Here is a 26,053-nt window from a genome sequence, read left to right on the forward strand (position 1 = left end):
CTGCTCCTGCTTATTCTTGCGGTGTCGATTGGGCTGAAAGCCAGTTCGCCAGCTTGCAGTACTGCGCTACCGAAATGTTCTCTGCCCGCAATATTGGGTCAATACCTAATTCGATTAACTGCTCTGCAGTGAATAGATCACCTAAGCTGTTACGCACTGTTTTTCTGCGTTGGTTGAATGCTTGCGTGGTAATGCGGGTAAGCATACGCACATCACCCACCGGGTTTGGCATGTTCACATGTGGAATCAAGCGCACCACAGCCGAATCAACTTTCGGGGCCGGGGTAAATGCAGTTGGCGGTACTTCCAACACGGGGATAACGTTGCAATAGTATTGCGCCATTACGGTCAAACGGCCATAAGCTTTACTGTTAGGCCCGGCAACCAAGCGGTTAACGACCTCTTTTTGTAACATGAAATGCATGTCACGAATAGCATTAGTATAGCTGAAAAGATGGAACATCAGCGGGGTGGAGATGTTGTATGGCAAGTTACCAAACACCCGCAATGGCTGCCCTGCAAGCTCCGCCAATTCAGCGAAATTGACCTTCATCGCGTCTTGTTGATGGATGGTGAGTTTGTCTTTTAACTGAGGATGGCTAGCCAGTCGAGCGGCTAAGTCACGATCCAGCTCAATAACCGTCATGCGATCCATTCGTGCTGCGACTGGCTCGGTTAATGCACCTAAACCGGGGCCGATCTCAACTACCGCTTCACCGGGAACGGGGTGGATAGCAGAGACAATACTGTCGATGACAAACTGATCGTTTAAAAAGTTTTGTCCAAAGCGTTTGCGGGCAAAATGCCCTTGGTGGACTCTATTATTCATTGCTGTTATTTATCATTTTAATGGCTAAGTTTAATGCCGTAATGAAGCTGCCGACATCGGCAGATCCGCTTGCGGCGAGTTCTAAAGCGGTACCGTGATCCACTGAGGTGCGGATAAAAGGCAAACCGAGAGTGATATTGACTGCGCGGCCAAATCCTTGATATTTCAGCACCGGTAGCCCCTGATCATGATACATCGCGAGTACTGCATCGGCGTGTTGCAGATATTTGGGCTGGAATAGGGTATCTGCGGGAAGAGGGCCGATAAGGTTTATCCCCTGCTGACGTAATGCATTCAGCGCAGGAATAATGGTATCGATCTCTTCATGGCCCATATGGCCACCTTCACCCGCATGAGGATTAAGCCCACAGACATAAATCTGTGGCTGCTGAATGCCAAATTTGGTTTTCAGGTCACCATCAAGAATGGTGATCACTTCATGCAAGCTGGCCTGAGTGATGGCCCCCGGCACTGCCAACAACGGCAGATGGGTGGTTGCCAGAGCAACTCGTAGCTCTTCTGTTGCTAGCATCATCACCACCCGTGGACAGTGGCTACGATCAGCAAAGAACTCGGTATGCCCGATAAAAGGGATACCGGCATCATTGATAATGCTTTTTTGTACTGGGCCTGTCACCAATGCGGCAAATTCGCCGCTTATCGCGCCATCACAAGCTTTCGCCAAGGTCTCCACAACATAGTGGCTATTATTGACATCAAGCTGGCCTGGTGTCACCTCAGCCGCTGTTTTCACGGGGAAAATAGTGAGGGAGCCAGCTTGCTGTGCTGATGCAGGCTGATCTGGCTGATACTCACGTAGCTGCAAAGGCAGATTTAGCTGGCCAGCACGTGTCAGTAGCAAGGCCGGATCAGCGCATACCACTAGCTCAACAGGCCAATCCTGTTGAGCTAGGGCGACGACTAAATCCGGCCCAACCCCGGCAGGCTCGCCGGGGGTAATGACAATACGTTTATTGTGGTTGTGCATTACTACCATCAAGAATTTTTACGTAAGCAGCAGCACGCTGCTCTTGCATCCAGGTTTGTGCTTCTTCAGCGAATTTACGGCTAAAGAGCATACGGTAGGCACGATCTTTCTGTGCAGCATCAGTTTTGTCGACCTGGCGGGTATCAACAACCTGAATTAAGTGCCAGCCGAAAGAGGAGTGAACTGGTGCGCTGATTTCGCCTTTTTGCAGCTTCATCAAAGCATCACGGAACGCAGGGTCATAAATGTCTGGTGATGCCCAACCGAGATCACCCCCTTGCACCGCAGAACCTGGGTCCTGAGAGATCTCTTTGGCAATATTGGCGAAGGTCGTTTTCCCGCTTTTAATGTCAGCCGCCGCCGCCGCTAACTTAGCGCGCGCCTGATCGTCAGTCATTACCGGTGACGGTTTGAGCAAGATGTGGCGTGCGTGAACTTCAGTCACCGAAACCGTTTTATCTGCACCACGGATATCATTCACCTTCAGGATATGGAACCCAACACCGGAACGGATAGGGCCAACCACATCACCTTTATTTGCAGATTGCAGTTTTTCAGCAAACAGTGAAGGCAGCTCCTGCAATTTCCCCCAACCCATCTGGCCGCCTTTCAGCGCTTGAGAGTCAGCGGAGTTGGCGATAGCCAATTTACCAAAATCAGCGCCGCCTTTAATATCGGACACCAGTTTGTTCGCTAACTCTTCTGCCTGATCAACTTGCTGCTGAGAGGGATTCTCTGGCAGCGGGATCAGAATATGGCTGAGGTTGAGCTCGGCATCACCACTGGTCTGGTTACCAATCTGTTTGGCCAATGATTCAACTTCCTGCGGCAGGATAGTTATCCGGCGGCGCACTTCGTTGTTACGCACTTCTGAAGTCAACATCTCTTTACGGATCTGTTCACGGTAAGTGTCGTAATTCAAGCCATCGGCCGCTAAGCGGCTGCGCATCTGGGCAGGTGTCATGCGGTTTTGTGCTGCAATATCCGCGATAGCTTTATCCAGTGCTTCGTCACTGACGGTAATGCCCATTTTCTTGGCCATCTGCAACTGGATACTATCCATAATCAGGCGCTCAAGAATCTGATGGCGCAAGGTTGCATCATCCGGAACCTGCTGCCCGGCCTGCTGTGCATTCAGTTTTACTGATTGCAACAGACCATCGACATCACTTTGCAGAACAACGCCGTTATCGACCACTGCGGCAACTTTATCAACTTCTTGTGGTGCTGCGAACGCGGTATTGGCACAGACAACCAATCCGAGAATAAGCGTTCTCCAGTTCTTCATACCTTTTCCATTTATGTAATCCGCTTTAGCGGGTTAAAATTCACTGTATTCAGTGTGTTACACAGTATCAGAATGCACTTTGATAAGGCAGAATACCTGAGCGCAGCATTTGTGCAGTCCCCAGGTTATGGTCGCTACTCAGACCACGTAATTCGATGTTAAAACTGACTCTGTTATCATATTTACTGGCTTCAGTTTGTGAGTTCCAGCCGGTGATTTTACGCTCATAACCCAAGTTTACCGCCCAACAGCAGGTGTTGTATTGTACGCCAACAAGCTGGCTGGCGGGCTGATTAGCTTTAGTATCGTAGTAATACGATCCTACCAACGCCCAGCGGTCGGCAATTGGCCAACTGGCGGTGGCACCAACCTGAGATATACCCTGTTGGTAACCTGGGCTGGTCACGTTAGAGACAGCGGCCTGAATATATTCTGGGCTAGCATAGCGATAATTCAATTGAATCATACGCTCCGAGTCTTTCCTATACTCCATTACCGCGTTACCCAGGGTCAAATTCCCTAAACGGGTATCATACTGCGCACCACCTTTCAGGCCAAACTGATCACTGATTCGCCAGAATGTATCGCCAGCCCAAACAAGGCTACCGGTATCATCACTGTTATCAATAGTTTCGCTATTACCTGTACGCGAACGGCTGAAGTAATAGATTTGACCCACAGAAGCATTAAATCGTTCAACCAGTGCATCATCATATATGCGGGTGGTTAAACCGGTAGATACCTGATTCGCCGACGCAATGCGGTCGAGGCCACTATAGGTACGGTCACGGAACAGGCCAGAGTAGTCCGACTGCATCAACGTGGTGTCGTAAATATAGATATCATCCTGATCCCGGTAGGGAACATAGAGATATTGTACGCGCGGTTCTAGCGTTTGGGTGAATCCTTCGCTCAAATCCATTGGCCGATCAAATACCACTTTGCCATCAACTTTAAATTGCGGCATCACCCGGTTAACTGAGTCTTTTAGATCTGGGGCTGTTTCACCCTTATTCACGCTGGAATAGTAGTTGGCAAAACCAGTCGGGGTATCCTGCTGGTAATGAGTCGCCAGTAATTTGGCTTCGGTATTCAAACTCCCCCAACTGTTGGACAGTGGCAGGTTAACCGATGGCTCAATGTGGAAACGACTGGCTTCCGGATTATTCAGATTAACGCTAGTGAATTTGGCGGCCTGCCCGTAGACATGCAAGTCAAATGGACCAATGTCATTTTTGTAGTAATTCATATCCAGCTGCGGCTGGGCACGGTAAGCATTGCTATTACCGGCATCACTAAACACCTGGAACTGTTTTGAGGCCAGGGTGGCATTCCAGTTCTGGTCGGCATAGCCTGCGCTGAATATTTGCGTGGCATAGCCATCAGTGGTCGAGCCATATTGCGACGTTAAATCGGTGAAGTAATTGGGATCACTCACACGCGTGTAGTTGACGTTGAAACGCCAGACTTTATCCATTACACCGGAATGGCCCCAGTAGTATAACCAGCGGGTAGGGTCTTGCTCTTTGCCATCTTGCCCGTGGTATAAACGATCACTTGGCAGCCAGTCTAACGCCATGGTGCCTGAACCAGGTGCCAGCAGGTAGCGGAACTCATTCTGCCACTGCAACCCACGGCGCTCCATATAGTGCGGGGTAATGGTTGCATCAAAGTTTGGCGCAATATTCCAGTAGTACGGCAGCATAAACTCGATGCCGTTGTTACTGGTGTATTTAGCATTAGGGATCAGGAAACCTGAGCGACGCTTATCACCGATCGGCAATTGCATATACGGGCTGTAGAACACCGGCACCTTGCCAATTTTAAAGCGGGCATTCCAGATTTCCGCTACTTCTTCCTCACGGTCGTGTATGACTTCGGAACCCACGACGCTCCAGCTATTATCACCCGGCAGACAGGAGGTAAAAGTACCATTTTCCAGAATGGTGTAGCGATTCTGACCCCGTAATTTCATCAAATCTGCATCACCACGCCCCTGTCGACCGACCATCTGATATTTACCTTTATCCATATCAGTGTCTTTGGTATTCAGGTTTGACCAGCCTTTGGGGCCTTTTAGCTTGATTTGCGGATCGTCATAATTCACGTCGCCAGTGGCGGTGACCGTACGCACCGGGATAGCTTCACCGGTTTTTTGTACTTGCGTCAGCTCAACCTGATTAGCGGTTAACGTGCGATTACCTTGCTGGACAATAACATTGCCAGTGAACAGTGCGTTATCCGGGTAGTTGGCTTCGGTTTTAGCCGCATTAATGCGGACCGGTAGCTGATTCGGATCGCCTGTGACCAATGGTTGGTCATAGGTAGGTACACCGAGCATACATTGCTCAGCGAGGTCAGCCAGCGATTGCTGGCTATATAGTGCCGTCCATATCAATGTGGCCAGCAGTGTTGGGAATCTTTTTTTCATACGCGGTTTTGGTGTTCCGTCATCGGGGGGCATCATGCCGGCAAACGGTCTGAGACTATATTACTCATCACAGTTGCGCTAGTGTTAAATCCGGCCGCTTACACGTCTCGCTGTTAGGCGCTGAGCTGAATGCCGAGTATGATAATGCAAATTTTGACTGACGGCATGATGAATTGAGGAGTATATGCAGTATTGGGGAAAACTGCTCGGTCTGGTATTGGGCTTAATGTCAGGTACTGGTTTCTGGGGTGTGGTACTGGGGTTGCTTGTCGGCCATATGGTAGACAGGGTGCGAAGCACGAAGCGCCGCGGCTATTTTGCCGATCAACAAACACGACAATTAATTTTTTTCCGCGCCACTTTTCAGGTGATGGGGCACTTAACCAAGGCCAAAGGGCGGGTGACGGAGGTTGATATTCAGCTTGCCAGCCAATTGATGGATAGAATGCAATTGCATGGCGAGGCCCGGGCAGCGGCACAGCAAGCATTTCGTGAGGGGAAAGAGAGTGGATTCCCGCTGCGTGAAAGATTGCAGGAGTTGCGCGGTGTCTGCTTTGGGCGCTTTGATTTAATTCGGATGTTTCTGGAAATTCAGTTGCAGGCCGCATTTGCCGATGGTTCGTTGCATCCCAATGAGCGGCAGGTGCTGTATGTCATCGCTGAAGAGCTGGGGATCTCCCGTGGTCAGTTTGATCAATTCCTGAGCATGATTGAAGGTGGTCGACAGTTTGGTGGTCACGGCGGATGGCAGGGCCAGCAGGGAGGATACTCTCAAGGTGGTTACCAGCAAGCGTCGAATGGGCCAACACTGGAGGATGCCTGCAAGGTGTTGGGGGTGAGTAGCAGTGACGACAGCGTGGTTATCAAACGTGCTTACCGCAAGTTGATGGGGGAGCATCATCCGGATAAGTTGGTGGCGAAAGGTTTGCCGCCAGAAATGATGGAGATGGCGAAGCAAAAAGCCCAAGAAATTCAAGCCGCCTATGACTTAATTAAGCGCGAGAAGGGATTTAAATAAGATTGGCTGGTTTTATAAGATGCCTGTTATCAGGCATCTTTCGCTTCTTATTTTGAGCTGCATTAAAAAATAAGAAAAGGTGTTATTACGGCGATGCCGAGAGTTAGCATATGTTTGCCAATATTGGGTAGATCTACATTTGTCATATTATGTGAAACGGTATCGAAGGTTGTTATCGCATCGGGTAATGAGCTTATGTTTTTTGACGCTGAAGGTAAGGAGGGAGTTATTTTTTTCTCCGTAATACCAGGGGGGGTATATAGGTAATGTGCTTCTTTGATATTGTCAAAACTGACCTTTGAGTCACTTATTCCTGCTTCATTTTCCTGCTGTGGAACATAAGCGCCAAGTTTACTATAAAACGTTTTTGAATCTGCCGCCCCAAAAGGTGTGTCACGTTGATATATTTTCTCATCGCCAATAGATATTTTAATTGAGGGGGTATCTCGATGCATGACCATCTCGATAGTGAGATGATGATATTTGGCTAATTCAATTTGCTTCAACCATATATTTTCATTCTGATAAGTTTTGGCATCAGGCCCGATGGAGTCTGAATTTTGATTAACAGTGGCTATTGCCGCGACTAATGTGCCATCTTGTTTGATATGTAAAGAGAATGGAGGACGGTCGCCTCCCAATTTTTTCATGCTCCCCCCCAACTCTCTTACCTGAAAGAGAATAAGATCGTTTGGGAGATGTGTTGCTTTGAAATCAAATGAGTATATTGATTTTGCTGCGACATTAATGGGACTGAAGTTTGAGATCTCTGCACGGTAATTGCCTTGTTCTTTGGGTAAATAAAAAGTAATGGCGTTATCTTTTTTATCTATTCCATTTTTCGACTGGATCGTTATGTACTGAGACTCAAGAGCTTTGGTATTTTCTTTTTTTATTTTAGCCGAAGTGGTGTTTCTTTTTGGATGCCAGTTTTGTGTGGGGGTACTCATGCTGACCGAATATCCTGATAATGCCGCTACACTATTTTGATCAAATCTATGCATATGACTTCTGATCTTCTTCCCTTGAGGAATGATTGGTTTATCAGAAGTTTCGGTGCGGGGTGTTACGACAGCCATAATAATATTCCTTCATTTCATTTGTGATTGATGGAATATTATTACTTAGCTTACTATTTCATTGTTGTTTTATATTCTTAAATATATTTTTTTCTAATACTTAACATCATATTTAAAAGATGCCAGCACAATTCAAAAACTATCATGCAAACTAATTACTATCAAAATCCTGCTTCACACTTAAAATGCATCAGGGTGCTAAACTCTGGATGAGTAATACATAATTCCTGCGCATGTAACTGCAACCGGGGTGCCATCGCTTTGGCTTCAGGATGGGCGTAGAAGCCATCGCCGAGGATCGGATGACCCATTGCCAGCATATGAACCCGTAACTGATGTGAGCGACCAGTGATTGGTGACAATTTCACCCGGGTACTGCCATCCGCATCCCGTGAAAGCACCTGATACTCAGTTTGGGCGGATTTACCGGTCTCATAGCAGACTTTCTGTTTTGGCCGATTGGGCCAGTCGCAGATTAAAGGTAGGTCAATCAGGCCCTCATCTTGTGCCAGATGGCCCCATACCCGCGCGATATACGTTTTTTTCGGTTCGCGCTCACGAAACTGGCGCTTAAGCTCGCGCTCAGCAGCTTTGGTCAACGCCACAATAATCACACCACTGGTTGCCATATCCAGCCGATGAACAGATTCCGCAGTCGGATAATCGGCCTGAATACGGGTCATGACACTGTCTTTGTGCTCTGGCGCGCGGCCGGGTACAGAGAGCAACCCGCTCGGTTTATTGACCACCATAATATGCTGATCTTGATACAGAATATGCAGCCAGGGGTCGCGTGGAGGATTATAGGGTTCCATTTTTATTCCAAAAATATGAGCTGAAAGTCATGAGCGTGGCTCCGCTGCGCAAAGCCCCGCAGAAGGAAAACCGAGCATCCAGTCTCAGTTTTCCTCTTTGAGATTACTGGTGAGTGACCACCACCAGGCGGATAGCATCTAAACGCCAGCCCGCTTGATTTAGACTTTCCAGTACCAATTTACGGTTATGTTCCAATGCTTCCAGCTCATCATCACGAATATTTGGGTTAACCGCTTTTAGGGCTTCCAAACGCGCCAGTTCCGCACTCAACTTATCATCAGCTTCGTGCTTAGCGGCATCAATCAACAGCTGCGCTTGCTCTGCAACTAGCGCCTCTGCCTGCTGCAACATGGTGTGAACCTCTTGCTGCACCGCATTGACCAACTTGCTGGAGGTATGACGATTAACCGCATTCAACTGGCGGTTAAAGGTTTCAAATTCAACCTGTGCCGCCAGATTGGTGCCGTTACGATCCATCAGCATCCGCACCGGAGTCGGTGGCAAGAAACGGGTCAATTGCAGATGTTTTGGCGCTTGCGCTTCGACCACATAGACCAATTCAGCGAGCAAGGTGCCAACAGGCAATGCTTTGTTTTTCAACAAAGAAACTGCGCAACTGCCCGTGTCGCCAGACAGGATCAGATCCAAACCATTGCGGATGATCGGATGTTCCCAACTGACAAATTGGGCATCTTCCCGCGACAGTGCCTGTTCGCGATCAAAGGTGACAGTGCAGCCATCTTGCGGCAAACCAGGGAAGTCCGGCACCAACATGTGGTCAGATGGTGTCAGTACGATCAGGTTATCGCTACGATCTTCTTGGTTGATCCCAACAATATCGAACAAGTTAAGGGCGAAACTGACTAAATTCACGTCATTATCTTGATCCGCAATAATCTGCGCCAGCTCCTGCCCATGTTCGCCGCCATTGGAGTGCATCTCCAATAGACGGTCACGGCCTTGTTCCAACTGAAGTTTCAGCTCTTCATGCTGCTGGCGGCAGGTGTGGATAAACTCATCCAGCCCTTCCTGCTCATTGGGGGTCGCCAGATAACCAATCAGTGTTTGATAGCCGGTATCATAGATGGTGCGGCCGGTTGGGCAGGTGTGCTCGAAAGCATCCAAACCTTCGTGATACCAGCGTACCAGCACCGCTTGGGCGGTATTTTCCAAATAGGGCACCATGATTTGGATTTCGCGGTTCTGGCCGATACGGTCCAGACGGCCAATACGCTGTTCCAGCAAATCTGGGTTGAACGGCAGGTCAAACATCACCAACTGGCAGGCGAACTGGAAGTTACGCCCTTCCGAACCGATTTCAGAGCAGAGTAATACCTGTGCGCCATCCTCTTCAGAGGCAAAGTAGGCGGCGGCACGGTCGCGTTCAATCAGCGATAAACCTTCATGGAACACGGCGGCGCGGATAGCTTCGCGCTCACGCAGCACTTGTTCGAGCTGCAATGCTGTGGCGGCTTGCGCGCAGATAACCAGCACTTTTTCGCCACGATTAGCAATCAGATAGTTGAGCAGCCACTCAACCCGAGGATCGAAGTTCCACCAGGTGGCATTTTCGCCTTCAAACTCCTGATAGATTTGCTCCGGATAAAGCATATCTTTGGCGCGCGCTTCCAATGTTTTTTTGGCGCCCATGATGCCCGACACTTTAATCGCCGTTTGGTACTGAGTCGGTAACGGCAGCTTAATTTGATGCAAGACGCGATGCGGGAAGCCCTTCACCCCATTACGGGTGTTACGGAACAAGATCCGGCTGGTGCCATGTCTGTCCATCAGCATGGTCACCAACTCTTTACGGGCGGCTTCGCTATCTTCACTTTGGCTATTAGCGGCTTTCAGCAGTGGTTCAATATCTTGCTCAGCAATGAGTTCACCCAACAAATTCAGCTTATCGTCGGCTAAGCGCTCGCCACCTAGCAGCAGTGTCACGGCATCGGCAATCGGGCGATATTTCTGCTGCTCATTGATGAACTCTTCGTAGTCATGGAAGCGATCAGGATCGAGCAAACGCAAGCGAGCAAAGTGGCTCTGCTGGCCCAATTGCTCTGGTGTTGCGGTCAACAGTAAGACGCCGGGGATATTTTCAGCCAACTGTTCAATAACCTGATATTCGCGGCTCGGCGCCTCTTCGCTCCACGCCAGATGGTGCGCTTCATCCACCACCAGTAGATCCCAAGCGGCGTCTGCCAACTGCTCCAAACGCTGCTTATTACGGCGCACAAAATCCAGGGAGCAGATCACCATTTGTTCGGTTTCAAACGGATTGGTGCTGTCTTGCAAGGCTTCGGAGTAGCGGCTGTCATCAAATAGCGAGAAGCGCAGATTAAAGCGGCGCAGCATCTCAACTAACCACTGATGTTGCAGGCTTTCTGGTACTACAATCAGTATACGCTCAGCACGGCCTGCCAGCAGTTGCTGGTTGATAATCATCCCCGCTTCGATGGTTTTACCCAAGCCGACTTCATCGGCCAGCAATACGCGCGGTGCATGGCGCTGCCCCACTTCATAAGCGATATGTAGTTGGTGTGGGATCAGGCTGGCACGGACGCCACGCAGGCCGCTCCATGGCAAGCGGAACTGCTCACTTTGATACTTACGGGCGCGAAAACGCAGGGCAAAACGATCCATGCGGTCGATTTGACCGGCAAACAACCGATCTTGTGGTTTGCTAAAAGTTAGTTTGCTATCGAGCAGCACTTCACGCATCGAGACGCCGTTCTCGTCTGTATCCAGACGGGTGCCGATATAGGTAATCAGCCCGTTTTCGTGCGTCACCTCTTCCACTTTCAGCTGCCAGCCTTCGTGGTGAGTGATGGTGTCGCCTGGATTGAACATGACACGAGTGATAGGCGAGTCATTTCTGGCGTAAAGGCGGTTTTCACCGGTTGCGGGGAACAGTAAGGTGATCATGCGTACGTCGATGGCAACGACGGTACCCAATCCAAGTTCGCTTTCTGTATCGCTGATCCAGCGTTGACCAAGTGTAAAAGGCATAAATTATCGGCTCGATTTTTTTGTTGGACAGTTATGAGTAGAAAAGTGTTTGTCAGTGCGTTGATGCGAATTTTGGCAAGGGCGCTATGGTAATGGAAGGCGAGCGCTGCGTCACCTGTAAAACAGCTGAATTACGATTAAAATAGCCCCATTTGTCCGGTTATCAGTGTGGTGAAGTCATCATGCATGAACGGAAGTATAGCGTCAGCTACCGGTTGTAGCTGGCGGGTCAGGTAGTGATCGTAATCGATGGGGGATTGGCGGGTCTCCAGTGGCTCGGGGCCAGCAGTGGTCATGACGTAGCTTATCCAGCCACCATTTTGATATTGCAGTGGGCGGCCCTGCTTGCGGTTAAACTCATCCGCCAGACGGGCAGCTCTGGCATGTGGTGGCACATTGCGCTGATAGTCGTCGAGCCGCCGACGCAGGCGTTTGCGGTAGATCAACTGCTCATCCAGCTCACCATTGAGGGTGCGCGCCACATAATCGCGCACATAGTCCTGATAGGGCTGCTGCTGGAAAATTAGCAAGTACAACTCGCGCTGGAATTGCTGTGCCAGCGGGGTCCAATCGGTGCGAACTGTCTCCAGCCCCTTGTACACCATCTGATCGCCGGTGGGTGTTGATATCAGCCCGGCATAGCGTTTTTTGCTCCCTTGCTCCGCGCCACGGATGGTGGGCATCAAAAAGCGCCGATAGTGGGTTTCAAACTCCAGTTCCAGTGCGCAGGGCAAATTAAAGGTTTGCCGGATATGGTTTTGCCACCATTGATTGACGTGCTGAACCAGCTCTTTGCCGATGCGCGCTGCCTGCGCTTCGCTATGGGCATTTTTCAGCCAGACAAATGTTGAGTCGGTATCGCCATAAATCACCTGATAGCCCTGTGCTTCAATCAATTCGCGGGTTTGGCGCATGATCTCATGGCCGCGCAGGGTGATCGAGGAGGCCAATCTTGGATCGAAGAAGCGGCAACCGCTGGAGCCAAGTACGCCATAAAAAGCGTTCATAATGATCTTTAATGCTTGCGATAACGGCTTGTTTTGCTGACGTTTTGCCGCCTCTCTCCCCTGCCAGATCTGGTTGACAATCGCCGGTAGGCAGTGTTTCTCGCGGGAGAACCAGGCCCCGCGAAAACCCGGCACCGAGTGCTCATCATCCGGCTGCTGCATACCCGCGACTAACCCGACCGGATCAATGAGAAAGGTGCGGATAATCGAGGGATAGAGGCTTTTATAGTCGAGCACCAGCACCGAGTCATACAAACCGGGCCGAGAGTCCATCACAAAGCCGCCGGGGCTGTGCTCTTCTGGTAGCTCACCTAAATTGGGGGCCACATAGCCGATACGGTGCATCCGTGGCAGATAGAGGTGGGTAAAGGCCGCCACTGAACCGCCGCTGCGATCCGCCGCCAACCCAGTGACAGTTGCGCGCTCAAGCAAGAAGCTCAGCAGCTCGGTTTTGGCAAAAATCCGCGTCACCAGCTCACAATCTTTCAGATTATAGCGGGCCAGTGCTGGCTTATCATTGGCGAAGCGATGATTGATCTCATCCATGCGTTGATAGGGGTTATCACTGGCTTTCCCCTCGCCCAGCAAGGTTTGCGAGACAGACTCCAGACTGAAGGAGGGGAAGTTCCAGGTCGCCGATTTCAGCGCCTCAATGCCATCGATAATCAGTCGCCCGGCCGCCGAGGCAAAAAAATGCCCCTGCTTAAAGCCGTGCTCGCGCCACTCCAGCAGGCTACCGCCACGGCCAAAGCGCAGCGGGATCTGATAGCGATCTGCGTGTTTTTGTAGCACGCGCAGATCAAACTGCACCAGATTCCAACCAATTATGGCATCGGGATCATACCGCTCCAGCCACTGGTTCAGCTTCTCCAGCAATAGCGGGCGGCTGGCGACATATTCCAGATTGAAATCCAGTGCGGCACTCTCGGCATCGTCGCCATTGGGCGGCCCCAGCATGTAAACCTGCCGCTGACCGCAACCTTCTAAACCAATGCAATAAAGCTCGCCGTGTTCGCTGGTTTCGATATCCAGTGACAGCAGTTTTAGCGCGGGTCGATAGTTATCCGCCGGTTTCATCTGGGTATTGAGTAGTGGGCCGTTGCCGTTCTCATCCCCGCTGAACCAGACTGGCGCGGTAATAAAGCGCTCCATCAGAAAACGTTCGGGCGGGCGAATGTCACCTTCATAAACATTCACGCCACTCTCCCTGAGCAGTTTTTCCAGGCGGATTAACTGGCGATGCTGGGTGCAATACAGCCCCAGAACTGGGCGGTGATGGAAGTCGGTTAGCTCAAGGGGGCGCAGTTGCCAACGGCGTTCATCACGCAGCAGGGTTTCAACCCGTTGCCGTTGTTCGGCCGGGATAAAGGCGACCGATGGCTGAGGCGGCAGTCTAACGTGCTGCGGCCCTTCATCGGTGGCGAGCCAGAATTCAACTTCGGTGCCTGCCTGCGTGTCACGCCAGTGGCGTGTGAGCAGGAAGCCCTGACGGGTGTGCCCCACACTGCTACCTTTAGTAAGAGAAACTATTTAAATTATGTACAGGCTATTTTATTTGCCATTTTGAATTTGGGCAGTGCTCGAAATCCTCACGTACTCTGTGTACGCTCCGGTTTCTGCGCGCTGTCCGCATCCAAACTGGCTGCAACAATAACGCCTGGGGCTTAAGCTCCCTTAGTATGGGTATTTATACAGTGATTGTCTATTTCAATGATGATTCCCCATTGACTCATTTGACGGGGAGCCGGACAATCCCCCGCGCCTGAAACAGGGTTGTTAACCAACGGACAAATTTATGGAAGCCTACATATTACATTTGCTGACACAATCACTGGCTTTCGCGCTATTTGTCGTCATGTTCGTGACTTTTCTCGAATCTTTAGCGCTGGTGGGGATGCTACTGCCCGGCACTATCATGATGACCACTGTGGGGGCGCTGATTGGCAGCGGGGAGATGGATTTTTATTGGGCCTGGGCCGCAGCTACAGTCGGTTGTCTGACGGGGGATTGGCTTTCGTACTTTATTGGTCGCCGTTTCAAAGCGCCGCTGCACCGCTGGTCTTTCCTGAAAAAACATAAATCGATGCTGGCGAAAACCGAACATGCACTGCACAACCACAGCATGGCCACGGTTCTGCTGGGGCGCTTTATCGGCCCGGCACGCCCTATCGTGCCAATGGTGGCGGGGATGCTGAATTTGCCGCCGGCAAAATTCGCGCTACCCAATGTGATTGGTTGCCTCACCTGGCCGCCGGTCTACTTCTTCCCTGGCATCCTGGCCGGTGTTGCCATTGATATCCCACCGAGCGCCAATAGCTTTATGTTTAAGTGTCTGTTAGTGGCGGTGGTGCTGCTGATTTGGTTGGCGTGCGGGTTATTATGGCGCTGGTGGCGTTTTGATAAACGTAGTCCAGATCGCCTCAGCAAGTGGCTGCCCCTTGCCCGACTGCGCTGGATGACGCTGCTGGCGATTGCACTCGCGATCGCCAGTTTTGTCTGGCTGCATATGCAGCCGATGATGCCGATTTATCGCCATCTGTTATGGAAAGTCTTGGGCGGATAACGGGATGCCTAGCACGCTAGCTTCTGGCGCACTGCCGCTGACCAGTGCTTGAGTCTGGCCGTCATAGTAAATGCGGCCATCAACCACGAGTAAGGTGCGGTCGGCGATACGCGCGGCATCATCAAGATTGTGTGACACCATCAGTAGCGTCAGTTGGCGCTGGCGGCACACCTGATCGACCAATTGCAGCATTTCATTACGTAATGCGGGGTCCAGCGCAGAAAATGGCTCATCCAACAGTAGGATTGGCTGACTGCGCACCAGACAGCGCGCGAGTGCTGCCCGCTGGCGTTGACCACCGGAGAGCTGCGCGGGCAGGCGGTCGAGGCACGACTCCAATCCCACTTGCTGGGCAATCTGGCTGAGTAACTGTTTTTGCTGTTGATTGAGTTTCAGCCCCGGATGCAGCCCCAGCCCGATGTTCTGCTCCACATTGAGGTGTGAGAACAGATTATTCTCCTGAAAGAGCATCGATACCGGCCTTTGGGCGGGTACTGTGGTGGTGTGATCCTGATTATTCAGCAACATACGGCCACTGGCCGGCGCTAAGAAACCGGCAATCAGACTCAGCAGGGTGCTTTTACCCGCGCCACTCGGGCCAAGGATCGCCACCCGCTCACCGGGCTGAATGCGCAAATCAAAGCGCATCGGTAAGTGGTCGTACAGATAGGTTATTTTCTCAAGTTTTAGCATGGCGGCTCGGCAGTCGTTCAATCAGAGTAAATAGCAGGAAACAGAGCAGCAGCAGCAGCAGGGCAGTCACTGCGCCATCGTTACTGCGGTAAGAGCCTATCTGCTGATAGAGATAAAATGGCAAGGTGCGGAAGTGCTCATTACCAAATAGCGCCACCACGCCAAAATCGCCGATGGAGAGCACACTGGCAAAGGCCAGCGCTTGCGCCAATGGGCGCTTTAGGGCGCTTAGCTCAATATGGCGCAACCGGTGCCAGCCGCGAATATCCAGCGATAAGCAGAGCGGCGTATAGCGCTCGGCCAGATCGCGCATCGGGTTATCCAGCACTTTCAAGGCATAGGGCACCGCCATCAGCGCATTGGTCAGGATCACCAGCGCGTAAGGGGATTGTGGCAAGCCCAAGGTGTCGTTTAGCAGTAAAAAGAAGCCGGTCGCCAGCACGATACCCGGCATCGCCAGAATCACCATGCCGCTCACTTCCAGCGCTTGCCCGTAGGCCATCTGCTGACGCAGTTTCAGCTCACGGCTGCTCCACAGCAGCATCATAGTCAGGGTGACACAGAGTAATCCGGCCCCAATGGCGATGGTCAATGAGGTAAAGAAGGCTTGCCAGAGCGGGGGTTGCTGCAACACGGTGAGTATCGTTTGATTGCTGCCATCAATGACGACCGCGAGCAAAGGAGGAACCATCAATAGCAAAGCCGCACCAATCAGCAGAGTGTCGCTGATGCACGACCAATAGCTATCTTGCGGGTTGCGCCATATCTGTCCGTGAGTGTTTCCCACCGCCAGTACCGAGTTCAGCCGCTGGCTTAGCACCACCAACCCCAAGCAGCAGCCCAGTTGGATTAGCGCCAATAGTGCGGCGCGCCCGAGATCATAATCGTAACTAAGCGCCTGATAAATCGCTAACTCGATGGTGGTAGCTTGTGGCCCGCCGCCCAGTGACAGCACGGTGGCGAAGCTGGCAAAACAGAGCATAAAAATCAGCGCGGCAGTGGGCAGAATTTGGCGGCGCAGATAGGGCCACTCGACCCAGCGGAAATGCTGCCAGCCATTCATACCCAACTGCGCGGCCAGCTGGCGCTGCTCTACGGCGATGCTCTCCAGTGATTGCAGCAATAAGCGGGTCGCCAGCGGCATATTAAAGAAGATATGCGCCAGCAAAATGCCTTGTAAACCATAGGGCGAGAAGCGGTAATCCATCCCCAGCCAGCTAAACAGCCCCGCCAGCCAGCCCTGGCGGCCATAGACCGTCAGGATACCGAACAGGGCCACCAACACCGGCAGCACCAGTGTCATGGCGCATAAACGTAGCATCAGTTGACGGCCTGGAAAGCGGCGGCGATAGAGGGCGCGGGCTAGAAAAATGGCGGGTGTCACCGACAGCAGCGCGGAGAGAAACGCCTGCCAGAAGGTAAAGCGGATCACATGCCACAGATAGCTGTCATGCCAGAGATTTTGCCACTCTGCCGCGGGTGCATGTCGCCAAATAGCGGTGAACGCCAATAAGGCGACACCGACTATCAGCGCGGCGGCAAGCAGCCCCGGCCACAACCATGGCGGGATTAGCGGCTGACGGCGGATTGCCATGCCTGAATCCATTTACCACGGTTATCGGCTACCTCTTTGGCATCAAACTGCAATGCTTTTTGCGGCACAGTTAGCGTTTCAAACCCTGCCGGAAGATCCATTTTGATCACCGGATACATCCAGTTGCCGGTGGGAATATGGTTTTGGAAGGCGGGGGTGACGATAAATTTCATAAAGCGCTGTGCCAGCTCCGGCTGTTTGCTGGACGCCACTTGACCCGCGACTTCCACCTGCAGGTAGTGGCCTTCGCTGAAATCGGCGGCGGCGTAGTTGCTTTTCTGCTCTTCAATCAGATGGTAAGCCGGCGAAGTGGTGTAGCTCAGCACCAGATCCCCTTCCCCTTTCAGGAACAGACCGTAAGCTTCGCTCCAGCCTTTGGTGACCGTGACGGTTTTTTTCGCCAGCTCTTGCCACGCCTGCGGGGCTTTATCGCCATACACTTTTTGCATCCACAGCATTAAGCCAAGGCCCGGTGTACTGGTGCGGGGATCTTGGTAGATAACCTTCCACGGCGCTTTGCTGCTGACCAACTCTTGCAGGCTCTTCGGTGGGTTTTTCAGTTTGTTTTTGTCATACACAAAGGCAAAGTAGCCGTAGTCGTAAGGGACAAAGATTCTGTTTTGCCACGGCTCAGGCAGTGTCAGTGTGCTGGTATCCACCTGACTTGGCGCGAATAAGCCGGTTTGCTCCGCCGCCTGTACCAGATTGTTATCTAAGCCTAAAATAACATCGGCCTGGCTGTTTTTACCCTCCATCCGCAGACGATTCAGCAGTGAAACACCATCTTCCAGCGCCACAAATTTAAGCTGACAATCACATTCGGCTTCAAAGGCTTTTTTAATCGCCGGCCCTGGCCCCCAGTCGGCAGCAAAGGAGTCATAGGTGTAAACCGTCAGGGTGGGTTTATCGGCAGCAACAGCGGCAGCAGACAGCAAAAACAAGCAGGGAATTATACGTTTAAACACTTTGCACTCCTTAAGAATAAAGGTGGCAAAGGTATCTGAGGCGGTCAATAACGTCGCTATCATGATGATAAAACGTTATTTTTCTCAAATCCCTCCGCCGGTATTAACCGGATCAGGTTCGACGGGTTTGCTCTCAGCAAAAACGTGCTGCGCCATGGTTGATACAGCGTTGGGCAGTACTCGAAATCCTCACGTACTACGTGTACGCTCCGGTTTCTCCGTGCTGTCCGCCACTGTCTGAACCCGGCTCGCTGTGTTTTTAACATTTGCGGCACCGGATTGAACTTGGCTAGCGATGTTCTTGCACCCCGTTGAGACGGCGCTATTGTAGTGATTAATTCGGGCGGGTGAAAGGGCGTTTATACCTCAGGTGGGGTAAACCAGGCTGATTTGAAGTCAAACCAGCCGAGGGTGTTCATGCGCACGCCGCGCATACTGTGCTGCCCATATAATTCTAGCCAGTGATGGAACAGCGGGTGGAATTGATTTTGGCTGACTAATCGTTGGCTCCAGTCCGCCATCGGCAGGCTATTATTGCGCCATGATCCCACGTCGTGATGCAGCTCATCGTCGAGGCAGTGTTGCAGCAGCGGTAGCTCATACAGGGTGGCAAATAGAGAGAACTCCAGCGGCAGGTAGAAGTTGGCGCTGCCGAGCCAGATATCGCTCTGCGCGTCGCCTTGATACCAACTGACATAATCCACCGCCTGAATCACCAGCTTGACGCCATGGGCGGCCAGCAGGGTGGTCAGTGTCTGGCTGATGGCATCAAACTCGGAGTGCTCGCTGTAAAAGGTGAGCGTCAGTTCGCTCAACCCCTCCGGCTTGGGTTCCAGTGTGGTTAGCCGGTTGTGGTGCCAGCGCGGCAACATGCCGTAAGCCGGTGACCAGTAGCGCTGATAAAAGGGGTCTGCATGGCTGAGTAGGGCGACAGGGGTGAGAAGCCTACAGAGCCAGCGGCGGATCTCGGGATGACTGGTTTGGCGGGAGCGCTGATCAAACAGTAAAAAGTAGCAGCCCTCCTCCAACCGACTCTCCAGCTCATTTTTACTGGTGTCATCCGCTTGTAGTTGCACACCGGAGTAGACCAGCTCCTCGGACAGCTCCGGTAGTACCCAGATATTCACCTCATCAATCAATGCGCGGAACCCAAAATAGTTATCAAACGCCTGAATTTTCAATTGGCTACGATGATTGCGGATCACTGAATAGGGGCCAGTGCCGATAGGGTGGCGCGGGAAGTCGGGCTGACTTTCCCACTCCTGCGGCAAAATCATGGCGTGTACACTGCCCAACAGCCAGGGTAACCAGTGATCCGGGCTGTTGAGATGCACATCAATGACATAGGGGGTCGGCGAGCGCACCGCCGTGATATGCGAGAACAGCGGTTGTGGGATCAGACGGGTCAGGCTGGTGATGACATCCTCCATTGCCAGTTCACGGCCATGATGGAAATGGATGGCGGGGCGTAAATAAAAGCGCCAATGCAGTGGGCTGATGGCTTGCCAGTGGTGAGACAAATCTGGCTCGAGTTCCCCATTTTCCTCATTTATTCGCGTCAGGCCATTAAAAATCTGCCGAACCATGTGGGTTTCTGAGCGGCGCAGGGCGGTGCCCGGGAGTAGATTGGGGAGCGGGCGATAATAGAGTACGCGCAAAATATGTTTTCCCTGACGGAAACTGCGCCCCAACTGGGATAGCAGCATTTGGCGTACCGCTTTTTTATCCCCCACCAACTGTACCAGCTGATCAATATTGTCCTGCTCCAGCAACTCGTCGGCCCGCTGCTGTTGCAGTGCCAGCCCGGAGTAGAGGAAGGTCAATTGTGAGCGCTTACCACGCCCCGCTTCCGCTTGCCAACTCAGCCAGCCCTCATGCTGCATACTGCCCAGCAAGGATCGGACATGGCGACGTGAGCAGCAGAGCACCTCGGCCAGCTCCTGTAAGGTGGTTTCCGTTGGCTGACCATTAAACCGTTGCCAGAGGCGAATAAATTGCTGTTGCAAACGTGAGGCGGACATAAAAGAGGAACTCCACGGCAAATTTCATCAATTTTTCTTTCCCTATATTACCCAGATACTGGTTGCCATGGAAAGCGGGTTATCACCGCGATGCTGATGCAGTCACTGCTAATGGGGGAATAAGATGATTTTTAATGTGCAGCGCTATTCCACTCATGACGGCCCCGGCATTCGTAGTGTGGTATTCCTCAAAGGTTGCTCGCTGAGCTGCCGCTGGTGCCAAAACCCGGAGAGTCGTTCACCTAAACCTGAAGTGTTATTTGACCCGCGCCTGTGCCTATCTGGCTGTGATTTGTGCCAGCAGAGCTGCCCGCAGGCGATCCAACGTATTGATGATCAACTGGTTATTCAGCGTCAATTATTGGCGGTAGAGGATATTCAGGCGCTGACCATTCGTTGCCCCAGTGGTGCGCTGACGGTGTGTGGCCGCCCGATTGATCTTGAGGCGACGATGGAAACCTTGCTGCGTGACATGCCGTTTTATCGGCGCAGCGGCGGCGGGGTGACCCTATCAGGCGGCGAGCCTTTTATGCAGCCGGAGGTTGCTGCTGAACTATTGCAGCGCTGCTATCAACTGGGCATTCATACCGCGGTTGAATCTTGCTTACACACCCCGTGGCGCTATATCGCCCCGGCTTTGCCATGGCTTGATTTGATGCTGGCGGATCTCAAGCATACCGATGAGCGCCGTTTTCAGCAGTGGACTGGCGGTTCGGCCAGGCGGGTGATGGATAATTTTTGCAAGTTAGCCGCGGCAGGCACCGCTATTACGGTGCGGGTGCCGCTGATCCCCGACTTCAATGCAGATTGTGACTCGGTGAAAGGAATTGTCGATTTTGCCGCTGATGAGATTGGGGTGAAAGAGATCCATTTTTTGCCTTACCACACGCTGGGCATCAATAAATATTCGTTGCTAGGTGAAGCCTATCTGGCCGCCAATAGCCCTTTGGATGCTCCTGACCTGCTGGCCTTCGCGGAAAGTTATGCCCGTGACAAGGGCCTGACCGCAATTTTAAGAGGATGACGCAATGACCACACTCGATTTGGTAACCTTAAGCGAACGGACAAAACAGCATAAAAACGCACTGATCCACATTGTTAAACCACCGGTATGTACCGAGCGGGCGCTGCATTATACCGAGGCTTATCAGCAGCATCAGGATAAACCCTTGCCAGTTCGCCGTGCGCTGGCGCTGGCTCACCATCTACAGCAGCGCACTGTTTGGATCAAAAACGATGAGCTGATTATCGGTAATCAGGCCAGCCAACTGCGAGCGGCACCGATTTTCCCTGAATACACCGTCGGTTGGATTGAAAGTGAAATTGACCAGCTGGCTGATCGCCCTGGGGCGGGCTTTTCGGTCAGTGAAGCAGACAAAGCGGTATTGCATCAGTTGTGCCCATGGTGGCGCGGTCAAACCGTGCAGGATCGCTGCTACGGTATGTTTACCGACGAACAAAAAGCGCTACTGGCGACCGGTATCATCAAGGCGGAAGGCAATATGACCTCCGGTGATGCCCATCTGGCGGTTAACTTCCCGCTGTTGCTGGAGAAGGGCTTGGATGGTCTACGCACCAAAGTCGCCAGTCGCCGCGCGCGTCTGCAACTGACCGACTGGAGTGATTTGCACAAAGAGCAATTTCTGAAAGCGATTGATATCTCGCTGGTGGCGCTGAGTGAACATATTGAGCGCTATGGGGCTGTGGCGCAGCAAATGGCGGAGATCGAGACGCGCGATTGGCGGCGTGCTGAGCTGCTGGCTATTGCCGAAAACTGCGCGCTGATTGCTCATCAACCGCCGCAGAGCTTCTGGCAAGCTTTGCAGCTGTGCTACTTCATTCAGCTAATTTTGCAAATTGAATCCAATGGTCACTCGGTCTCCTTTGGTCGCCTCGACCAGTATCTCTACCCATGGTATCGCCGCGATGTGGAGCTGGAAAATAGCCTGAGTCGCGAGCACGCGATTGAGATGCTGCATAGCTGCTGGCTGAAATTACTGGAAGTGAATAAAATCCGTTCCGGTTCGCACTCTAAGGCGTCGGCGGGTAGCCCGCTCTATCAAAACGTCACTATTGGTGGACAAAAACTGGTGCAGGGTAGGGCCATTGATGCCGTTAACCCGCTCTCTTATGCGGTGCTGGAGTCGTGCGGGCGCTTAAAATCAACCCAGCCAAACCTCAGTGTCCGCTACCATGCGGGGATCAGTGACGATTTCCTCGACGCCTGTGTGCAGGTCATTCGCTGCGGTTTTGGGATGCCGGCCTTTAATAATGACGAAATCGTTATTCCTGAGTTTATCAAGCTGGGCGTGGAGCCGCAGGATGCCTACGACTATGCAGCGATTGGCTGTATTGAGACTGCAGTCGGCGGCAAGTGGGGCTATCGCTGTACTGGCATGAGTTTTATCAACTTTGCTCGCGTGATGTTGGCGGCGCTGGAACAGGGGCGCGATGCCACATCAGGCCAGGTGTTCTTGCCGCAAGAGCAGGGGCTGTCGCAAGGCAACTTTACTGATTTCGCCCAAGTGATGGCGCAGTGGGATCAGCAGATCCGCTACTACACCCGTAAATCCATCGAAATCGAGTGTGTGGTAGATACCGTGCTGGAAGAGAACGCCCACGATATTGTCTGCTCGGCGCTGGTGGATGACTGTATTGAGCGCGGTAAAAGCATCAAGCAGGGGGGCGCCCGTTACGACTGGGTTTCTGGTCTGCAAGTGGGTATCGCCAATCTGGGCAACAGTCTGGCCGCGGTACGTAAACTGGTGTTCGAACAACAACTTATCGGCCAGCAACAGCTGGCAACGGCGCTCACCAATGACTTCGCCGGTCTGAACGGCGAGCAACTGCGCCAGCATCTGATTAATTCAGCCCCGAAATATGGCAATGACGTTGATGATGTTGACCAACTGCTGGTGCGGGCTTATCAGACCTACATTGATGAGCTGAAGCAGTATCACAATACCCGTTTTGGTCGCGGGCCTATTGGTGGCACCTATTACGCTGGCACATCATCCATCTCTGCCAATGTGCCATTTGGTGCGGCGACCATGGCAACACCGGATGGACGCAAGGCGCACAGCCCACTGGCGGAAGGAGCAAGTCCGGCCTCTGGCACTGACCATCTGGGGCCAACGGCGGTGTTTAACTCACTGTCAAAACTCCCCACCGCCTCGATTCTGGGCGGGGTGTTGCTGAATCAAAAGCTGAATCCGTCCACGTTGGATAACCCTCGCGATCGTGAAAAATTAATGATGATGTTGCGTACTTTCTTTGAGGAGTATCTGGGCTGGCACGTGCAGTACAACATTGTCTCCCGCGAGACATTAGTGGATGCCAAGCAGCATCCAGATCGTTACCGCGATTTGGTGGTTAGGGTGGCGGGCTACTCAGCTTTTTTCACCGCACTGTCGCCAGATGCGCAGGACGATATTATCGCCCGCACCGAGCATACCCTGTGATTGATTGTGCTAGATGATGTCAGTTGAGTGAAGTGAGTCCTGCTGCTGTATTGAGTAGCAAATGTATTGAGTATCAAAAATTTCTGAGTAATGGTGTGTTTCACCAGCCAGCAGGATTTTCTGCTGGCTTTTTTTATTACCCTTGGCACTTGAAGCTGTGGCGTTGTTAGCTGCAAATTAGTTATCAGAAAAATGATTTTTACCATTAAAATTATGCTGCTTTATATAAGAGCTTCTGTAGCATAGAGATAAATCGCTATTTCTGGCGCTGGAGCCTGGAATGAAATCTGCACTCACCTTTTCCCGTCGTATCAACCCGGTTTTTCTCGCTTTCTTTGTGGTGGCCTTTCTTTCTGGTATCGCTGGCGCGTTACAGGCTCCGACATTAAGCCTGTTTTTAAGCACCGAAGTGAAAGTTCGCCCACTCTGGGTTGGTCTGTTTTATACCGTGAATGCCATTGCCGGGATTACTGTCAGCTTTATTCTGGCAAAACGCTCCGATTCACGTGGTGATCGCCGCAAACTCATCATGGTCTGTTATCTGATGGCGGTGGGCAACTGCCTGCTATTCGCCTTTAACCGTGATTATCTGACATTAATTACCGCGGGTGTGTTGCTGGCGTCGGTCGCCAACACCGCCATGCCGCAGATATTTGCCCTCGCGCGTGAATATGCCGACAGTTCTGCGCGTGAAGTGGTGATGTTCAGCTCTATTATGCGTGCGCAGCTCTCATTGGCGTGGGTTATTGGGCCACCGCTGTCGTTTATGCTGGCACTGAATTATGGTTTTACCCTGATGTTCAGTATTGCCGCTGGTATCTTTGTGCTGAGTGCGTTAGTGGTGTGGTTTATTCTGCCGTCAGTGCCGCGCGCAGAGCCGGTGGTGGATGCGCCAGTGGTGGTGCAGGGCAGCTTGTTTGCCGATAAAAACGTGTTGCTGCTGTTTATTGCCTCAATGCTGATGTGGACTTGCAACACCATGTATATCATTGATATGCCACTGTATATCACCGCAAGCCTGGGTCTGCCTGAGCGCTTAGCGGGTTTGTTGATGGGCACTGCCGCCGGGCTTGAGATCCCCATCATGCTGCTGGCGGGCTATTCGGTTCGGTACTTTGGCAAGCGCAAAATCATGCTATTTGCCGTGCTGGCTGGCGTGCTGTTCTATACCGGATTGGTGCTGTTTAAATTCAAAACCGCGTTGATGTTGCTACAGATTTTCAATGCCATTTTTATCGGGATCGTCGCGGGTATCGGTATGCTCTATTTCCAGGATTTAATGCCGGGCAGGGCGGGGGCCGCTACCACGCTGTTTACTAACAGTATTTCAACCGGGGTGATTTTAGCGGGGGTGCTGCAAGGGGGATTGACCGAAACCTGGGGACATGATTCGGTATATGTGATGGCGATGGTGCTCTCCATTCTGGCGCTGATTATTTGCGCACGGGTGCGGGAAGCTTAGCGCCCCGTAGGGCGCTGGAGGTTATTGACAAAGTGCCGGTTGCGGAGAGAACAGCTAGATCGTAAAGACGCCATAAATCCTTCCCTGGAGGCTCGAGCCGCGCCATCCCTGGCGCGGACGCTTTACTCTTCTACCCGTCCTCTCCGTTCCAGATCGCGTCATCGGGTTTTTTCAGCAGCCTGTAGCGCCCCGTAGGGCGCTGGTATTGCTCACTTATAAAAATAATTACCGCAGAAATTCTGGCTGTTGTTTTTCGTATGCGGAAATATTACTTTCGTGCTGCAAGGTCAGGCCAATACTGTCCAAGCCGTTAATCATGCAGTGGCGACGGAAGCTATCGATTTCGAAAGCATAACTTTTGCCACCTGCATTTACGGTTTGCGCTTCCAGATCGACAACAAATTGAATGCCTTCATTGCTCTTAACTAACTGGAATAACGTATCAATATCGGCTTCGCTTAATGTGACCGGTAACAGTTGGTTGTTAAATGAGTTGCCGTAAAAGATATCGGCAAAGCTCGGAGCAATCACCACGTGGAAACCGAAGTCTGTCAGTGCCCAGGGCGCATGTTCGCGCGATGAACCGCAACCGAAGTTCTCGCGGGCCAACAAAATGGTCGCGCCTTGATAGCGGGGCTGGTTCAGTACAAATTCAGGGTTCGGCACTTTGCCCGCATCGTCGAGAAAACGCCAGTCGTTAAACAGGTGTTGACCAAAACCAGTGCGAGTGACTTTCTGCAAAAACTGTTTTGGGATAATCGCGTCGGTATCGACGTTCGCCGCATCCAAGGGTACAACCAAACCAATGTGTTGAGTAAATTTAGCCATG

The 26,053-nt window shown here is 51.9% G+C and carries 18 protein-coding genes, 1 other RNA gene and 1 riboswitch; of the genes, 6 read left to right on the forward strand and 13 right to left on the reverse strand.

Annotated elements, in window-relative coordinates:
• Window positions 1–10 precede the first annotated feature (10 nt).
• The 4 genes from rsmA to lptD form a co-directional block, all read right to left on the reverse strand.
• Window positions 11–829: a 16S rRNA (adenine(1518)-N(6)/adenine(1519)-N(6))-dimethyltransferase RsmA gene (rsmA, locus tag HRK25_RS09545; RefSeq protein WP_032814549.1), complete on the reverse strand. Its 819-nt coding sequence runs from the start codon at window positions 827–829 to the stop codon at window positions 11–13.
• Window positions 822–1,817 carry a 4-hydroxythreonine-4-phosphate dehydrogenase PdxA gene (gene pdxA, locus HRK25_RS09550; protein ID WP_032896315.1) on the reverse strand — a complete coding sequence of 332 codons (996 nt, stop codon included), beginning with the start codon at window positions 1,815–1,817 and terminating at the stop codon, window positions 822–824. The genes rsmA and pdxA overlap by 8 nt, the downstream gene beginning before the upstream one ends.
• Window positions 1,801–3,105, reverse strand: a complete 1,305-nt coding sequence (gene surA / locus HRK25_RS09555) for a peptidylprolyl isomerase SurA (RefSeq protein ID WP_005270592.1) — start codon at window positions 3,103–3,105, stop codon at window positions 1,801–1,803. The genes pdxA and surA overlap by 17 nt, the downstream gene beginning before the upstream one ends.
• Before the next feature lie 67 nt (window positions 3,106–3,172).
• On the reverse strand, window positions 3,173–5,536 hold the full coding sequence (lptD, locus tag HRK25_RS09560; protein WP_032896312.1) for an LPS assembly protein LptD: 2,364 nt from the start codon (window positions 5,534–5,536) through the stop codon (window positions 3,173–3,175).
• A gap of 184 nt (window positions 5,537–5,720) precedes the next feature.
• On the opposite strand from lptD, the gene djlA reads away from it, so the two are divergent.
• The gene (gene djlA, locus HRK25_RS09565) at window positions 5,721–6,554 is read left to right on the forward strand and encodes a co-chaperone DjlA (protein ID WP_005270586.1); all 834 of its coding nucleotides are present in this window, start codon (window positions 5,721–5,723) and stop codon (window positions 6,552–6,554) included.
• 62 nt (window positions 6,555–6,616) lie between these two features.
• Here djlA and HRK25_RS09570 read toward each other — a convergent pair whose 3' ends face one another.
• The 4 genes from HRK25_RS09570 to HRK25_RS09585 form a co-directional block, all read right to left on the reverse strand.
• Window positions 6,617–7,633 (reverse strand): hypothetical protein, encoded by a 1,017-nt coding sequence (locus tag HRK25_RS09570; RefSeq protein WP_032896309.1) that lies wholly within the window; start codon window positions 7,631–7,633, stop codon window positions 6,617–6,619.
• A gap of 161 nt (window positions 7,634–7,794) precedes the next feature.
• Window positions 7,795–8,415, reverse strand: a complete 621-nt coding sequence (gene rluA / locus HRK25_RS09575) for a bifunctional tRNA pseudouridine(32) synthase/23S rRNA pseudouridine(746) synthase RluA (protein WP_244262453.1) — start codon at window positions 8,413–8,415, stop codon at window positions 7,795–7,797.
• A 136-nt stretch (window positions 8,416–8,551) separates the two neighbouring features.
• Window positions 8,552–11,458, reverse strand: coding sequence for an RNA polymerase-associated protein RapA (rapA, locus tag HRK25_RS09580; protein WP_032896307.1), 2,907 nt, complete (start codon window positions 11,456–11,458; stop codon window positions 8,552–8,554).
• 137 nt (window positions 11,459–11,595) lie between these two features.
• Window positions 11,596–13,968 carry a DNA polymerase II gene (locus HRK25_RS09585; RefSeq protein ID WP_005270578.1) on the reverse strand — a complete coding sequence of 791 codons (2,373 nt, stop codon included), beginning with the start codon at window positions 13,966–13,968 and terminating at the stop codon, window positions 11,596–11,598.
• Window positions 13,969–14,260: 292 nt separating this feature from the next.
• Between HRK25_RS09585 and HRK25_RS09590 the strand changes: the two genes are divergently transcribed.
• Window positions 14,261–15,028 (forward strand): DedA family protein, encoded by a 768-nt coding sequence (locus tag HRK25_RS09590; protein ID WP_005270577.1) that lies wholly within the window; start codon window positions 14,261–14,263, stop codon window positions 15,026–15,028.
• Here the strand turns inward: HRK25_RS09590 and thiQ are convergent.
• From thiQ to thiB, 3 genes are read right to left on the reverse strand one after another with little or no spacing between them, the layout of a single operon-like run.
• On the reverse strand, window positions 15,005–15,721 hold the full coding sequence (gene thiQ, locus HRK25_RS09595) for a thiamine ABC transporter ATP-binding protein ThiQ (protein WP_032896306.1): 717 nt from the start codon (window positions 15,719–15,721) through the stop codon (window positions 15,005–15,007). The two genes, HRK25_RS09590 and thiQ, sit on opposite strands and share 24 nt — an antisense overlap.
• Window positions 15,708–17,315 (reverse strand): thiamine/thiamine pyrophosphate ABC transporter permease ThiP, encoded by a 1,608-nt coding sequence (thiP, locus tag HRK25_RS09600; RefSeq protein WP_032896304.1) that lies wholly within the window; start codon window positions 17,313–17,315, stop codon window positions 15,708–15,710. Before thiP ends, thiQ begins: the two co-directional genes overlap by 14 nt.
• Complete coding sequence (thiB, locus tag HRK25_RS09605; protein ID WP_032896418.1) at window positions 17,291–18,280, reverse strand: thiamine ABC transporter substrate binding subunit; 990 nt, start codon at window positions 18,278–18,280, stop codon at window positions 17,291–17,293. Before thiB ends, thiP begins: the two co-directional genes overlap by 25 nt.
• Window positions 18,281–18,352: 72 nt before the next feature.
• Window positions 18,353–18,447: riboswitch (TPP riboswitch) on the reverse strand.
• Between the two features lie 24 nt (window positions 18,448–18,471).
• Between thiB and HRK25_RS09610 the strand changes: the two genes are divergently transcribed.
• A non-coding RNA gene (locus HRK25_RS09610) (sX9 sRNA) lies at window positions 18,472–18,545 on the forward strand.
• Between the two features lie 94 nt (window positions 18,546–18,639).
• On the opposite strand, the gene sgrR is transcribed toward HRK25_RS09610, so the two are convergent.
• Complete coding sequence (gene sgrR, locus HRK25_RS09615; protein WP_005270574.1) at window positions 18,640–20,301, reverse strand: HTH-type transcriptional regulator SgrR; 1,662 nt, start codon at window positions 20,299–20,301, stop codon at window positions 18,640–18,642.
• Window positions 20,302–20,425: 124 nt separating this feature from the next.
• On the opposite strand from sgrR, the gene HRK25_RS09620 reads away from it, so the two are divergent.
• The 3 genes from HRK25_RS09620 to HRK25_RS09630 all read left to right on the forward strand — a co-directional run bounded on the left by HRK25_RS09620 (window position 20,426) and on the right by HRK25_RS09630 (window position 25,224).
• Complete coding sequence (locus tag HRK25_RS09620) at window positions 20,426–21,325, forward strand: glycyl-radical enzyme activating protein (RefSeq protein ID WP_005270573.1); 900 nt, start codon at window positions 20,426–20,428, stop codon at window positions 21,323–21,325.
• 4 nt (window positions 21,326–21,329) lie between these two features.
• Window positions 21,330–23,762, forward strand: a complete 2,433-nt coding sequence (locus HRK25_RS09625) for a formate C-acetyltransferase/glycerol dehydratase family glycyl radical enzyme (RefSeq protein WP_005270572.1) — start codon at window positions 21,330–21,332, stop codon at window positions 23,760–23,762.
• 280 nt (window positions 23,763–24,042) lie between these two features.
• Window positions 24,043–25,224 carry a sugar efflux transporter gene (locus HRK25_RS09630; RefSeq protein ID WP_005270570.1) on the forward strand — a complete coding sequence of 394 codons (1,182 nt, stop codon included), beginning with the start codon at window positions 24,043–24,045 and terminating at the stop codon, window positions 25,222–25,224.
• A 225-nt stretch (window positions 25,225–25,449) separates the two neighbouring features.
• On the opposite strand, the gene leuD is transcribed toward HRK25_RS09630, so the two are convergent.
• A complete protein-coding gene (leuD, locus tag HRK25_RS09635) occupies window positions 25,450–26,052 on the reverse strand; it encodes a 3-isopropylmalate dehydratase small subunit (protein ID WP_005275269.1) in 603 nt (200 codons plus the stop codon).
• Window position 26,053: the final 1 nt, after the last annotated feature.

Source organism: Yersinia bercovieri ATCC 43970 (assembly GCF_013282745.1).
Classification (GTDB): Bacteria; Pseudomonadota; Gammaproteobacteria; order Enterobacterales; family Enterobacteriaceae; genus Yersinia; species Yersinia bercovieri.

What these genes read in the sequence shown, in the direction of transcription:
- leuD (WP_005275269.1), bottom strand. Translation starts at nt 26,052, where the DNA reads ATGGCTAAATTTACTCAACACATTGGTTTGGTTGTACCCTTGGATGCG.
- rapA (WP_032896307.1), bottom strand. Translation starts at nt 11,458, where the DNA reads ATGCCTTTTACACTTGGTCAACGCTGGATCAGCGATACAGAAAGCGAA.
- HRK25_RS09590 (WP_005270577.1), top strand. Translation starts at nt 14,261, where the DNA reads ATGGAAGCCTACATATTACATTTGCTGACACAATCACTGGCTTTCGCG.
- pdxA (WP_032896315.1), bottom strand. Translation starts at nt 1,817, where the DNA reads ATGCACAACCACAATAAACGTATTGTCATTACCCCCGGCGAGCCTGCC.
- djlA (WP_005270586.1), top strand. Translation starts at nt 5,721, where the DNA reads ATGCAGTATTGGGGAAAACTGCTCGGTCTGGTATTGGGCTTAATGTCA.
- HRK25_RS09620 (WP_005270573.1), top strand. Translation starts at nt 20,426, where the DNA reads ATGATTTTTAATGTGCAGCGCTATTCCACTCATGACGGCCCCGGCATT.
- HRK25_RS09625 (WP_005270572.1), top strand. Translation starts at nt 21,330, where the DNA reads ATGACCACACTCGATTTGGTAACCTTAAGCGAACGGACAAAACAGCAT.
- HRK25_RS09570 (WP_032896309.1), bottom strand. Translation starts at nt 7,633, where the DNA reads ATGGCTGTCGTAACACCCCGCACCGAAACTTCTGATAAACCAATCATT.
- rsmA (WP_032814549.1), bottom strand. Translation starts at nt 829, where the DNA reads ATGAATAATAGAGTCCACCAAGGGCATTTTGCCCGCAAACGCTTTGGA.
- lptD (WP_032896312.1), bottom strand. Translation starts at nt 5,536, where the DNA reads ATGAAAAAAAGATTCCCAACACTGCTGGCCACATTGATATGGACGGCA.
- thiP (WP_032896304.1), bottom strand. Translation starts at nt 17,315, where the DNA reads ATGGCAATCCGCCGTCAGCCGCTAATCCCGCCATGGTTGTGGCCGGGG.
- HRK25_RS09630 (WP_005270570.1), top strand. Translation starts at nt 24,043, where the DNA reads ATGAAATCTGCACTCACCTTTTCCCGTCGTATCAACCCGGTTTTTCTC.
- sgrR (WP_005270574.1), bottom strand. Translation starts at nt 20,301, where the DNA reads ATGTCCGCCTCACGTTTGCAACAGCAATTTATTCGCCTCTGGCAACGG.
- surA (WP_005270592.1), bottom strand. Translation starts at nt 3,105, where the DNA reads ATGAAGAACTGGAGAACGCTTATTCTCGGATTGGTTGTCTGTGCCAAT.
- thiQ (WP_032896306.1), bottom strand. Translation starts at nt 15,721, where the DNA reads ATGCTAAAACTTGAGAAAATAACCTATCTGTACGACCACTTACCGATG.